The sequence below is a fragment of the Oscillatoria sp. HE19RPO genome (assembly GCF_024220515.1).
Taxonomy (GTDB): Bacteria; Cyanobacteriota; Cyanobacteriia; order Cyanobacteriales; family Laspinemataceae; genus Laspinema.
This window is the reverse complement of the sequence record NZ_JAMXOT010000098.1, coordinates 1-14047: the sequence shown is the minus strand read 5'-3', so window position 1 is coordinate 14047 and position 14047 is coordinate 1. Positions and strand designations below refer to the sequence as shown.

Annotated in this window: 9 protein-coding genes; 7 read left to right on the top strand and 2 right to left on the bottom strand. The window is 49.4% G+C overall.

Annotated features, from left to right (window positions below; genetic code table 11):
• Positions 1-301 precede the first annotated feature (301 nt).
• Complete coding sequence (locus NG833_RS09570; RefSeq protein WP_254565064.1) at positions 302-1018, top strand: GDSL-type esterase/lipase family protein; 717 nt, start codon at positions 302-304, stop codon at positions 1016-1018.
• Positions 1019-1456: 438 nt separating this feature from the next.
• Here NG833_RS09570 and NG833_RS09565 read toward each other — a convergent pair whose 3' ends face one another.
• Positions 1457-2875, bottom strand: a complete 1419-nt coding sequence (locus NG833_RS09565; protein WP_254565063.1) for an LCP family protein — start codon at positions 2873-2875, stop codon at positions 1457-1459.
• 980 nt (positions 2876-3855) lie between these two features.
• On the opposite strand from NG833_RS09565, the gene NG833_RS09560 reads away from it, so the two are divergent.
• Together NG833_RS09560 and NG833_RS09555 are read left to right on the top strand one after the other, a co-directional pair.
• Positions 3856-8565 carry a PAS domain S-box protein gene (locus NG833_RS09560; RefSeq protein WP_254565062.1) on the top strand — a complete coding sequence of 1570 codons (4710 nt, stop codon included), beginning with the start codon at positions 3856-3858 and terminating at the stop codon, positions 8563-8565.
• Complete coding sequence (locus NG833_RS09555; protein ID WP_254565061.1) at positions 8540-8917, top strand: response regulator; 378 nt, start codon at positions 8540-8542, stop codon at positions 8915-8917. The genes NG833_RS09560 and NG833_RS09555 overlap by 26 nt, the downstream gene beginning before the upstream one ends.
• 109 nt (positions 8918-9026) lie before the next feature.
• On the opposite strand, the gene NG833_RS09550 is transcribed toward NG833_RS09555, so the two are convergent.
• A complete protein-coding gene (locus tag NG833_RS09550; RefSeq protein WP_254565060.1) occupies positions 9027-9284 on the bottom strand; it encodes a hypothetical protein in 258 nt (85 codons plus the stop codon).
• Positions 9285-9875: 591 nt separating this feature from the next.
• Between NG833_RS09550 and NG833_RS09545 the strand changes: the two genes are divergently transcribed.
• From NG833_RS09545 to NG833_RS09530, 4 genes are all read left to right on the top strand, one after another.
• On the top strand, positions 9876-10307 hold the full coding sequence (locus NG833_RS09545) for a hypothetical protein (RefSeq protein ID WP_254565059.1): 432 nt from the start codon (positions 9876-9878) through the stop codon (positions 10305-10307).
• Between the two features lie 202 nt (positions 10308-10509).
• Complete coding sequence (locus NG833_RS09540) at positions 10510-11559, top strand: mannose-1-phosphate guanylyltransferase (RefSeq protein ID WP_254565058.1); 1050 nt, start codon at positions 10510-10512, stop codon at positions 11557-11559.
• A 104-nt stretch (positions 11560-11663) separates the two neighbouring features.
• Positions 11664-12062 carry a cupin domain-containing protein gene (locus NG833_RS09535; RefSeq protein ID WP_375293896.1) on the top strand — a complete coding sequence of 133 codons (399 nt, stop codon included), beginning with the start codon at positions 11664-11666 and terminating at the stop codon, positions 12060-12062.
• A 232-nt stretch (positions 12063-12294) separates the two neighbouring features.
• The gene (locus tag NG833_RS09530) at positions 12295-13947 is read left to right on the top strand and encodes an AarF/ABC1/UbiB kinase family protein (protein WP_254565057.1); all 1653 of its coding nucleotides are present in this window, start codon (positions 12295-12297) and stop codon (positions 13945-13947) included.
• Positions 13948-14047: the final 100 nt, after the last annotated feature.

Below are 14047 nucleotides of genomic sequence, written 5' to 3'. Positions count from 1 at the left end.
TGCCAATTGCCGCTATTCTCTCTGCCCGAAGGCATTGAGCCTACTTGTCGTTAATCCTGGCCTGGGGCGCAGAGGCTTTGCAGCTTGCAACTGTGGATGAAACGCTAAAAACGTTAATGACTACATTGTAGCACTAAGGGTATTGCAAGGGATAGGCGGTTAAAACCGCTCGTTCGTTTTTCCTCTGCGCTCTAAAGAGCGCAGTTCCCAAACATCTCGGAGTTTTATATGGTAATTTTAGCCAATGATGTAGATTGTTATCGATGTGTTAAGATTTTATAAGTACGAGGTCCCATCCGCTATGCAAGTTTTAGCAGCATCTTCTAACCGTTCTTATCGCGCCACCGTGCATCCTCTAAAAATAGTAGCCCTTGGAGACAGTCTCGTTTATGGATTTGGCGATCCTGTGGGAGGGGGTTGGGTCGAACGACTCAGACGGGAGTGGATGCTGCCCTCAAGCGCGGGTCATGTCCTGTACAATCTTGGCGTTCGAGGCGATCGCGTTTGTCAAGTCTTGGAACGACTCGAAAACGAGTTTCGCTATCGCGGAGAACTGAAAAATCGCCTCCCCGATGCCATCATTCTCTCCGTTGGAGTGAATGATTCGGCCCGCCTGGGACGTCCCAATGGACGCAATTTCACTGACTTTAACACCTTTACCACAGAGATTGCCCAACTTCTGGATTGTGCCCAAGCCCTCTGTCCCGTCTTTTTCGTCGGCATGGTCCCAGTGAATGAGACTCAGATGCCTTTTTCGGATTGCCTTTATTTTAACCATGCGGACCAATATCGCTACAAGGAAGTCATTAGACAAGGGTGCGAAAACAGACAAATTCCTTATTTAGACTTATTTGAGTTATGGCGCGATCGCGGTGAAGCCTGGAGGCAAGCGCATTTATGCGATGATGGTCTCCATCCCAATGTAACAGGTTATCAATCCTTATTGCAAGATATTCTAAATTGGGACGTTTTCACGGCCTTTACTTCACTGTCCGAAAGTTGGAGAAATACCGCCTGAAAGGATTCAGAATAAAAGGGGCGTTTTCCACCGTTGGCGGTGACGACAGGTGCTCGGGTTCCGGTGTGGTTTAAATAAAATTGTCTGTAAATTGAGTTGGGTATGACGACGGGCGATCGGGTTCCGGTTCGTCTTCATCAAGAGATTGTACTAGCAACAACGGGCGGGGGTTTAGACCCTCGCTTTTGTTTTCTGTTGACTCTAAACTTAATAAATAACTGCTCTTAGTGACCTTGACTATCGGATAACGACTGAAGTCGTTACTACAAACTTTACTACAAACTTAAGAAATGAGCGGAGTCGTTATTAAGAACGTGAGACCGATCGCTTCTTTTGCGGTGAGGAGAATCCAGAGACAGGCGAGGAGGACAGCCATTGTTAGGATTAAGAGGCGTTTTAACATGGTTTATTTACTTTTCTAGCTCCCTGAATTTAACTTTATTTTGACCAATATGAATCCTTAAGCTGAAGGGCATCTTCTCCAATTCTGAGGGTAATTTCTGACTCTAAATCACCGAGGGAACTGGATTGAAGCTGGGCAGTTGGCAACAGGGTTTGTAGGGTAGTGGCGGCAGGGATATCTCCGGTTTGGATGATAATTTGGGTGTGACGTTGGGGGTCGGGCCAGTCAGAAACGGGGTAAACATTGCGATATCCTCGGGATTTTAATTCGGCCAAGATTTGACCCAGAATTAAGGGATTGCCCGAAGCATTTTGTAGGGCAATTTTTAGGGTTTTGGGAGATTTAGGTGTGGTAGCGCGATCGCGTCGGGTTCCGGGATTGAGTTCCTGGTCAAAATAGTGGGATAGGACCCGATCGCGTCCGGTGGTATCGATATTCCAATAGGGAGTAGGGACCGATCGCTTGGTGGTAAATTCTCCCGGGAGGAGGACCATTTTCAACCCATCGGGCGATCGCTGTTGGAGGAGGGTCACTAACCCGAAGAGTTCTTCGAGGGTCAGATTGGTATCGATATATTCATGCATCAGTTGCACGATGCGCGGTAATTCGGGGGAGAGGGTGGGACTGGCGAGGCGATCGCCGACAGATTGCAGAATCATTTGCTGTCGGTGGATGCCACTGCGATCGTCTTCGTTTTTCTGAAAGCGAGCAAAACCGAGGGTTTCTTCCCCTTTGAGGATTTGCCATCCCGGTTGTAAGTTAACAGCAATCCCTTGGGTGGAATCCTGATAGGAGAGAGACTCAGGCACGAATAATTCTACCCCACCCAGCAAGTCGATGAAGCTGCGAAACGTAGCAGCATCAGTGCGAATATAACGGTCAATGGGGATCGCGTTGAGGGTTTGACTGAGGACTCGGGAGGTGAGGGTAACCCCACCCATGCTGTGAGCACTGGCGACTAGATTGCGTCCGCGATCGGGGATTTCCACCCGAGTTTGAGGAGGAATCAACAACACACTCACGGCGTTTTGAACCGGATCGAACCGCATTAACCATAAGGTTTCAGCGGGTTTCGGTAAACTAGATGAAGTGCCCGTTGCCAAAGACAGACCCCCTTCAATTCCCAAAACCAAAAGGTTAAGCGTTCGAGATAATCGAGGGGAAGGCAAGGGGGAATTGGTTTGTACCAAAGGTTGTCCCCAGTCTGGGACTGTATCTGTAACTTTGGCATCGAATACCGCGACGATCGCCCCGAGGGTGAGGGAGAGAGTCCCTATCAACAGTAGCATGAAGCTACCGCATAGCAACTGTGCCAGTCGCAGGGTTAAGGGGATCGGAGGAATCGAAATTTTGGAGGTGCGATGGGGACGATTGCGTTTTGGTGGGGGTGATTTTTTGTTCGGCTTTTGCGGAGGAATGGGTAAATTTTTATAGAGTTCTATGATTTCTAACACAGGGTTTTAAGGAGGTTTTTACAAGGGAAAGGCTTTCGCTCTATTATAGAGCGCGTTTTAAGGGGCTGAATCGGGAACATTCGGCAATTTCCCAGACGGGAACTGGAAAAAAGACCCTCCCCTTATTCCCTGGCGAAATACCAGGGAATAAGGGGATGATTGGGAGTCAGGACCGCAGGATAATCGGGGAATCCTCATGGGAAATCGGGAATTCTCTATCGGGTTATGTAAATTTTTGTTAATTATCTTTTTAAAGGGGAATTAATGGTATAATTTAAAGACCCTCAAAATTTAAGTTAACCAGTTTTAAATTAGGCAAATAGGGGAGTTTTTCCTGAGATACAAGACTCCATCACCCCCAAGAGATTAGCAGCAAAATCCTGGGGTTATGACCTAAAAAAATGCTGTTTGATCACTAATCTTGCCCAAACCTGGTAACTAATTTGTAAAGATGGGTTAATTTTTCCCATGTCAGCCCATTTAAACGGACAAATTCTTCGTTTTATGTTCCGAATGATTGAGAATTATTTGCCGAAGCCAATCCCATTCAACGGTTACAAAGATTCGCCTCAATTGATAGTTTAAGGGGGCGGGGGAATTGATCGAGAGGGATGTTGGACCTAGCCAACGAACGGGATGTAGCAAAAGGTCCAAACCCTTTGTTTGGGGCCCAAACAAAGCACAGAGGAGATCAACCCAGGGCCTAACGGATTCGCACTTCTTCAGGAAGAGGCGAAATTAGCTAATAATGGATTTAATGACGGAGGGGAACCTCTCGCAAGTTTGACCCAAACACCAACCCGAGTATCGAGAACAACCTGAACTCGATTCTTGGTCAGGAGAGACCCTGAGTGCAGGGGACACCTGACAGCGCAGGAGAACGGAACGAAAATATCGATAGGGCCTGCCTCACAAGCGACGGAGTGAGAGAGTAACATCAGCGGGGGAAGTCATCGGTTGCTGAATATATGGATGGAAAGATGAGTCATACAAATTGGGCTAACCAATCGAGGCAAGAGTTAATCCGTGAAATTGAAGAACGGGGCCAAAAACTGAACCGGGCAAAACTCCGATTGCAGGAGATTCACCGTCCAAAATCCCATCTTAGAAGCGAAGATGCCTTCCCCCGGAGTGTGGAGGAAGGACCTTCTGACGATCGCCCCGAGGGGTTGAGGAACCCAGAGGACTGGTTAAGGCTGGCGTTAGATGTGGCGCAAATGGCAATTTGTGAATGGGATATTCTGCGCGATCGCATCACTGGAACCCCGGGTTATGAACTGTTATGGGGTCGAGATTCCGGCAGTTTTAACGGCAGTTTTGCGGAGTTCCTCGCCTGCATTCATCCCGATGACCGAGGTGCAATTACCGAAACCCTAGAGAAAGCGCACCAAGGCTGTGGGAATTACCACCTGAAATTCCGCGTGATGTGGCCCGATCGCAGTACCCATTGGATCGAAAGCCAAGGTAAATTTTTCTACAGCGATCGCCAAGAAGTCATTCGCGCCGTAGGCACCCTGGTCAATATTGACCAACGGGTGAGCGTCGAAACCCAATTGCGCCAGCAAAAACGCGCCCTGAGTGCCTTGAGTGCAGGCAATCACATCATCATTCACGGCAAAGAAGAACTCGACATCTTGCAGCAAATCTGCGAAATGATGACCGCCATCGGGGGTTATGAATCCGCCTGGGTGGGATATGTAGCCGAAGATGACCGAAACCGGATCATCCCCGTGGCGCAAGCGGGAAAGAACCTCGACGAATCAGTCCAGTCCGGGCAAATCATCGGGTCCGAATCCGGATTAGCATCCGTTGTCCCCTTGATGCAACCCGGGGGACTCAGCAGAGGTTCACATCCCTATCCCGAACCCGAGACTGTCACCGGGCGACGGACCCCTGGGGAAGGGAGTTATACTTCAGCGATCGCCCTGCCCCTGCTCAATGAAGGCCAACTCTTGGGGACCCTGAATCTCCGGGCCACCCAACCCGATGCCTTCGACCCCGACGAAGTGCAGTTACTCCTTCAGCTTACCCATGACCTCGCCTACGGCATCATCGCCCTGCGCCGTCAGCAGGAACACGCCGCCGCCGAATCCGCACGCAGAGGGAGTGAAGAAAAATTGCGCCTCGCCTTACAAGCGTCCAACATGGGAACTTGGCAATGGGAAATTTGCGGCGAAAGCACCGGAGGCGATCGCATCCGCATCCTCTGTTCCCTCGAATGCCTCCACCTGTTTGGCATCGACCCCGACAGCTTTGATAACAGCTACACCGCCTTTGAAGCCTGCATCCATCCCCAGGACCGCACCCTGGTCTATGAAACCGTAGAAGAAGCCATCAACAGTGGGCAACCCTTTGAGGCCGAATATCGCGTTATCTGGGGCGATCGCTCCATTCACTGGCTCAAAACCCGGGGCAACGCCTTCTGGGACCCCACCGGCAAACCCCTGGGAATCCTTGGCATCGTCATGGATATCACCGATCGCAAACGGGCCGAACTCCAAATCCAACAACTCCTCGCCACTGAACGAGTCGCCCATACCGCCGCCCAACTCGCCGGAGAGCAAATCTCCAACATCCTCGAAAGCATCACCGACGGCTTTATCGCCCTGGATACCCAGGGACAATACACCTACGTCAACCAAAAAGCCGCCCAACTCCTGCAAAAACGTCGGGAAGACCTCTTATGTCAGAAAATGTCCACCCAATTTCCCGAAGTCACCCGACCGCAATTTTATCAAGCCTGCCAGCAAGCCCGAGAGCAACAAACCTCGATTTACCTCGAAGAATATTATCCCCCTTACGATTGCTGGTTTGAAAACTATATCTACCCGGCCAAAGATGGGCTCTCGATTTTTTTCCGAGACACCACCGAACGCAAACGCTCACAACAAGCCTTACAACAAGCCAAACAGGACCTAGAAAGCCAAGTTAGAGCACGCACCGAACAATTACGCAAAGCCAACGAACGCCTAGAAAACGAACTCCAACACCGCCAGCGCGTTGAACAAGTCCTACAACGAGCCTATCAGCGCTTGCAGTTCCATGTGGAAAATACCCCCCTGGCGGTGATCGAATGGAACCGGGAATGGCGGATTTTAAATTGGTCCCCCCAAGCGGAAAAAATCTTTGGTTGGCACGCTGAGGAAGTCTTTGGTAAATCTGATATGGACTGTGCCTTCATTTATGAAGCGGACCTAGAAGCGGTTACACTGCGTCGGAACCTGCTGATTTCCGGACAACAACCGCGAACCGTCTGCTGCAATCGCAACTACACCAAAGACGGACGGGTGATTGATTGTGAATGGTATTATTCTGCTTTGTTTGCCCCAACCGGCGAGTTAATTTCCGTCTTGTCCCTGGTCCTGGATGTCAGCGATCGCACCGAAGCCCTATCCGCCTTACATTCCAGTGAAGCGCGGTTCCGTAATGCCTTTGACTATGCCACCATTGGCATGGCACTGGTGGCCCCCGATGGTCATTGGTTAAAAGTCAATCGCGCCTTATGCGAGATTCTCGGCTATGACGAAGGGGAATTGCTGGAAAAAACATTTCACGATGTCACCCATCCCGACGATCGACAGACGGACCTCCAGTCCCTCCAAAACTTACTCGCTGGGGAGATTCCCTCCTATCAGACGGAGAAGCGCTACTACCACAAACAAGGACAGGTGGTGTGGGTTCAGTTAAGCGCATCCTTAGTCCGGGATTCCCAGGAACGCCCTCTCTATTTAATTGCTCAAATTCAAGATATCACCGCCCGCAAACGAGCCCGGGAGGAGTTGCACTCGTCCCGCGCCCGAATCGCCGCGATTCTGGAATTAGCCGGGGATGCGATTATTTCGATTGATAGCAATCAACAGATTACCCTATTTAATCAAGCTGCCGAGCGGATTTTTGGGTATAGTGCCAGCCAGTTGCTGGGTCAACCCCTGGAGAAATTATTGCCGTTATGCTTAGATCCGACTGGGGAATCTGTGGTCAGTGGCGGGGGATGTTCCGCCACTCTTGCCCGGATGATGGACCAGTCTGGGGAAGTGATTGGGTTGCGCCAAGATGGGACGCAGTTTCCGGCGGAAGTCTCGATTTCCGAGGTAGAAATTGCCGGGGAAGAGGTGTTTACCTTGTGTTTGCGGGATATTACCGATCGCAAACGGGCAGAAGCTGAACGGGCGAAGTTAATCGAGATTCTGGAGGCGACTCCGGATTTTATCCTGTCGGCGAGTGTGGATGGGACGGTGTTCTATTTAAACAAGGCGGCGCGGGCTATTCTCGGGGTCCCGCCCGAGTGTCCTTTAGAAAGGTTTCAGATTTTCCAGTCTCATCCGGGGTGGGCGAATGACATTATTCACAATGAGGGAATTCCCACGGCGATCGCCCAGGGGACTTGGATTGGGGAAACCGCCTTGCTGACTCCCGAGGGGGTGGAAATTACCCTTTCTGTGTTGATTATTGCCCATAAATCCGGGGATGGGGCGGTGACGATGTTTTCGAGTATTGCCCGAGATATTACGAAACAGAAGGAAATCGAAGCGACGGTGAGAGAATCGGAACGACGCTGGCGCAGGTTGTTAGAAACGGTGCAGTTAGCGGTGGTGGGGCTCGATCGCCGGGGTGCGATTGAATATGCCAATCCGTTTTTCCTGGAGTTGGTGGGATATGCGCTTTCAGAAATTCAGGGTAAGGATTGGTTTGAGTTGTTTATTCCCACCCATCAGCAGCGCAGGCATTCGGAAGTCTTGGAGGAGTTGCGAACCCCAGATTTTTATTCTCACCCGCAGAGTGTGATTGTTACCCAGTCTGGACAGGAGAAAATTATTGCTTGGAATAATACGGTGTTGCACGATTTGCGGGGGGTGGAAATTGGCACTCTGAGTATTGGGGAGGATATTACGGAACGCGATGCGATCGAACGGATGAAGGATGAGTTTATTTCGGTGGTGAGTCATGAACTTCGCACCCCGTTAGCTTCGATTCATGGGGCCTTGAATTTGATTTCTAGCGGGTTGCTTGACCCCACGGGAGAGAAGGGGCAACGGGTGATGGCGATCGCTGCCGAAAGTGCCGATCGCCTGGTGCGCTTGGTCAATGATATTCTAGATCTGGAACGATTAACTTCAGGCAAAATTGCCTTAATCAAGGAACGGTATTCTCCCCGGGATTTGATTGAAAAGGCGATCGAAACCATGCAAGTTATGGCAAATCGAGCGGAGGTCAATTTTTTGGTTGAATGTGACCCCAGTTTGGAATTATGGATTGATGGCGATCGCATCATTCAAGTGCTCACGAATCTCTTAAGCAATGCCATCAAATTTTCTCCTCCAGCTTCTACTGTTGGAATTTCCGTTCAAGGGCGAACCCTTGCTCATCACCCTCTGGGACAACAGGATGCCGACCCTTCGCCATCCATGATTTTATTTGCGGTTCAAGATCAAGGTCGGGGCATTCCTGAAAATAAAATGGAAAGTATTTTTGAACGATTCCATCAAGTGGATGCCTCGGATTCCCGTAAAAAAGGAGGCACCGGATTAGGATTGGCAATTTGTCGCAGTATTATCCAGCAACATGGCGGTAGAATTTGGGTAGAAAGCGTTCTGAATGAAGGCAGTACCTTTTATTTTACTTTACCTGAAATGACCCCGGAAACTTCTCCAGAGGAGGCCAACCATGAACAAACGAATTTTAGTCATTGATGATGAAGATGGCTTGCGGGAAATCATTCAATTTTCCTTGGAAGTAGTGGCTGGATGGGAGGTCTTCACCGCCAGTTCCGGTCGGGAAGGGATTGCATTAGCTCAAGCCGAACAACCCGACGCCATCTTACTGGATGTAATGATGCCGGAAATGGATGGACCCAGCACATTTCGGGAATTAAAAAGCCATGCAGATACTGAACAAATTCCCACAATTTGGTTAACAGCTAAAGCTCAAATTCGGGAACAAAAAGAACTGATTGCATTAGGGGGTGCAGGGGCAATTTTGAAGCCATTTAAGGCGGAAAATTTAGCCCATGATGTGCGAAAAATTTTGCAATGGAGTGAATGAATATTGTTTTTTTATCGATATAATGACGTAAATGACAATGTTGATTTAAAGGGCCTGACCCTAACCGGGAAAGCGATCGCCACCCTTAAGGATCGGTTAATGGGGGTATTTATGAAATTTCCCGAGTTCCGACCAACAGGCGAGTTTTCTGTGGGGTCAACAGTTGAGAGGTTTGGGGAGTCAACCGTGGAGTTTTCTGCGGACTTGGCTTGGCATTCTTAAATCGCAGGGAGTCTGATAAATTCACCACATGAGGATGGCGATCGGTTTCGCGATTCCATGCTGGCTGAGTGGTAACCAAGTCTACTTGATTATGGAAGTGACTCAGGGTCCGAGAGGAACTGATGGGAGTAGAAAAATCGGGCATGAATTGCCAGCAATGTTGACAAAACCAATCAACCTGGCTATGGCGAATATGGCGCAAGAGTGGATAAGAGCAACAAGGACAAGAACTCATAACGTGACCCCCAGTTCATGCTTTGGATGGAAACCAACAACCGATTCAGCTAAATCTGACCCGTCCCGAGGAAAATTCCTGTAAACTTTAGGGCTGTCCCGGGGAATCTGCTAATTCAGTCATTGACCTCACCCTAGGCAGAGATTGTGAATTACTCGTGAATTGTTAGGGAGTTTTAACAAAACGCAATAAATTCCCAACCCCTTGCCTGATTTGCCTCTTCCGCTGACCTTCACAAATACTTCACTTTGTTTTTGTACGGTTTCAGAACAGGTCAACTCATACTCAATTCCACGGCAGCCCAGAATTTTAAAGATTTAGGCCATTCCGGAAGTTCAAACTTGTTCAGGGGAGACCACCGGAAAGGTGAACAGTCCTCTGCCGCCTCGCTCTCTCCCGGAGTAGGATTGACTTAGATTAACCCGATCGTTTATAAAAAACCCACCGATTGCCATGTTACAAACCCTTAACCCTTCTGGGGCAAAGGAAAGGACGGTATTAATGTCTCCTTTAAAAAGTGTCAAAAGTCACCGAAAGGAACGGCTACATACAGAAGTAGCCCTCGATGTTTTCAAGGCGAGGAATCCGGCTTTAGTGATTGCTGTGAAAAACTTTTTGAAGGTGTTACCCACCCCTCAAGCGATCGAAGAAGTCTTGAAAGAAGCAACTTATGAACTCGCAGAAGTTGATCCCGAGGCTTGTCGCTGGTTAGTTCAGAATTCTTTATTGCTGATGCCCGAATTGGATTTAAAGGCGGAAGCTTGTGCTTTGGCGGTGCAGAAATTAAAAGCCAGTGGATTTGAAGAAGGACAAGATTTTCACCAGGAATCCCGCAGGGAGTTACAGTTAAGTGAGGCAGCCAAGTCTCAGTTACAGGTGGACAACTCGATGTTAGAGAGTCTGATGTTAGAAGAACTGTTACAACTGGGCTAATCCGATGCCTTTTACCCAAAACCTACGCATTTGGGGAGGGCAGGCCCTAAATGTAGAGGCGATTCGCGAATCGCCTCTACATTTAGGGTTCAATGTTATAGATTGCGTAAGTCCTGTTACCGGATTAGCTGTCTCCACGCGAAGCCCCCAGCCTGAGCGGTTATAATAAGGCAAACCCTATAACCGTTAAGAAAAATTGTCCATGATACCCGTAATTCTGGCTGGGGGGAAAGGGGAACGCTTTTGGCCCCTGAGTCGCCGATCGCGCCCCAAGCAGTTTCTAAGTTTAGATGGCACTGGTGTCAGTCTACTCCAAGCCACCGCCAATCGGTTGTTGTCTGTCGCCGGAGGTTGGGACGGATTGTGGGTGGTTACTAATGCCCAGATTGCCGATGGCATCAAGGAACAGTTACCGCAACTCCCGGAAAAAAACATCCTGATTGAACCCCAGGGACGAGATACGGCACCGGCAGTGGCATGGGCGGCGATCGAAATTGAGCGTCGGGAAGGTCCCGAGGCAGTGGTGGGATTTTTCCCGGCAGATCACTGGATTGGCGATGAGGATGCCTACGGCAAAACCCTAGCGGCAGCGAGTCAACTGGCAACGGAAAAAGCGGCGATCGTCACCCTGGGAATTGAACCCACGGAACCCTCCACAGGCTACGGTTATATCGAACAAGGCGAGGCAGTCGCCCCTTATCAGGGATTAAACGCCTACCGCGTCAGCCGCTTTACGGAAAAACCCGACTGCACCAAAGCCGAAGAATTTATCGCCACAGGCCGCTATACCTGGAATAGCGGAATGTTTATTTTTCGCGCTGGAGTGGTCATCGAGGAGCTAAAAACCCATGCTCCTGAGATTTTTCAACCCCTAGCCCAAAAAGGGGTAGAGGCTTATGCCGAACTCCCCAAAAAGAGTATTGATTATGCGTTAATGGAAAAAACCCAGTTAGCGTATGTGATTCCTGCCGCCTTTGGGTGGGATGATTTAGGCGACTGGAACGCCTTGGAACGACTCCTCAAGGGCGACAAAACCAATGTGGAACTGGCGAACCATATCGGACTCGACACCAGTGGCGCAATCCTCTATGCCAGTAGCGACGATGAGCGCATCGTCACCATTGGATTAGAGGATATCGTGATTGTGCGCGATCGCCATGTCACTCTGATTGTCAAAAAAGACCGCACTCAGGATATCAAACAAGTCCTGAAACAGTTGGAAAACGACCCGCGATTTAGCTCGGAATTATAATATAGCACCCAACGGTCACTGAACACTGTAGGAAACGTTATATTCACCCCGGGCGATCGCAAAGTTCGCGCCTCTCAATTTGAATCTCCAGGAAATATAAATCCATGACCGAAACCACCGACCTCACACCATTAGAAACCATGAACGCCTCCGATAGTGGATTGCATACCGAAGAGAGATTTTGGGGAACCGTCACCGTCTTAGAAACCGGCGATCGGTATCGCATCTCCCGAGTTGAAGTCAAACCCGGACATCGGATGAAAACCCAAATCCATTATCACCGGAGTGAACATTGGATTGTCGTTTCCGGGACGGCCAAAATCATCTGTGGCGAAACCGAATCCCTGCTGATTCAAAACCAGTCTAGCTACGTTCCCGTCTGTACCCCCCATCGCCTGGAAAACCCCGGCGTGATTCCCCTCGTCTTAATCGAAGTACAAAATGGGGAATTTCTCGGGGACGAAGATATAATCCGTCTCGAAGAAGATGACAAAGAAGGCTAAACGAGAAAAGATCGAGACAAAGTAAGAACAAAACCGGGCAGAATCACTGGATTATCCATCAAAACGGGACTATTTTTAAGCGTCTCTAACCCCCTTCCCTGTACCTTGGGGAGGGTCAGGGACGGGTCCTCTGAGCTTAAACAGGGGGATACCCTCCGGTCAATTGTGTGGAATTCTTGATTTTTCCCGGTTCTAAATTCTTCCAATATACCTCTAACTGTTGAGAGTTCAAATGTGGTCAAACCTTACACAATCTAGCACCCGTCAACGGGAGATTTTTGAAGTCGTCCTGCGTAATGGTTGGGACTACATGAGACGGTTGTTGACGGGAGGCAAAACCGATGAACCGAAATTGCCACCCCCAGCAGTCCTCCGGAACATTTTCGTAGATCTTGGTCCGGTGTATGTGAAAGTCGGCCAACTGCTGAGTACCCGTCCCGACCTTTTACCCCAGGAATATATTGATGAACTGACGGCATTACAAGCGGAAGTGCCTCCAGTCCCCTGGGAAGATGTGGAGGTAACCATCCGCCAACAATTGCGACAACCGATTGAGGATGTTTTTGCTACCCTGAATACGGAACCTGTCGCGGCGGGTTCGATCGCCCAAACCCATCGCGCCACCCTGAAAAATGGCCAGGAAGTGGCCGTTAAAGTCCAACGTCCCGGACTGGAAAAAATCATAGAACAAGATATTACCTTGTTGACGGGATTAGCGGAATTAGTCTCGATCGCCGAGTTTGGAGACTCTTATGATTTAGTCGCCTTGGCGGAAGAATTTGGGACGGCCTTGCGGGGAGAGTTAAATTTTACAGAAGAAGGGGCAAATGGAGATAAACTGCGGCGCAATTTAGCTAAAAGTCGCTGGTTTGACCCCAGCAAAGTGGCGATTCCCGAAATTTATTGGCATTTAACCACAGAAAAATTGCTGGTGATGGAGTGGGTGGATGGAGACCCAATTTTGCTGGCGAAATATGATGGAATGCCCGGGATTGATAGAGTTGCCCAACGCAAGGCGATCGCCAATTTATTGACCCGGGTATTTTTCCAACAAATTTGTTTAGATGGATTTTTCCATGCCGATCCACATCCGGGGAATTTGTTTTATCTCAGGGATGGGAGAGTCGCCTTAATTGATTGTGGGATGGTGGGACGGATGGACCCGCGAACCCAACAGTTGCTCATCGAGATGCTGTTAGCAATGGTGAATTTAGACGCTCAACGATGCAGTCAACTGGCGATCGATATGGCCGGTTCCACCAGTAAAACGGTGAATATATCGAATCTGGAAAGTGATTACGATCGCCTCTTGCGACGGTATTATAACATGAGCCTGTCGGAACTGAGTTTTAGCCAGATGTTCTACGAAGTGCTAGAAGTCTCCCGGGACAATCGCTTGCGGATGCCTGCGAACATGGGACTCTGTGCCAAGGCGATCGCCAACCTAGAAGGCATCGCCCGCAATCTCGACCCCGATTACAACTTCGCCGAACAAATCAAACCGTTAATGACCGATTTATTCGGACGGCAACTAATCGGGGAAGCGCCATTACAGGGATTACTCAGAACCGCCCTAGATATCAAAAATCTCTCCTTGCAATCTCCAAGACAATTTGAGGTATTACTCGACCGAGTAACCTCAGAAAGTTTAATTTGGAACGTCGCCATGAAAGATGTAGAAGCCCTCCGTCGCACATTAGATTCTGCCGCCAACAGACTTTCTTTTAGTATATTGGTGGGTTCTTTGATTATGGGGGCAGCAGTCGTTTCCTCACAAGCGCAATTGAGTAATGTCTATTATTTGAGTGATATCCTGTTTGCGGCAGCGAGTTTGATAGGACTGTGGTTGGTGATTAGTATCTTGCGATCGGGCAGATTGCGTTAATGGCTTCTGCGGGGGTCCGTCGGGGGTTCAAACCATAGCCCTGTCAAGGTGTCTTGATTTGTAGGGGCGCAATGCTTGCGCCCTAGGGCGCAAGCATTGC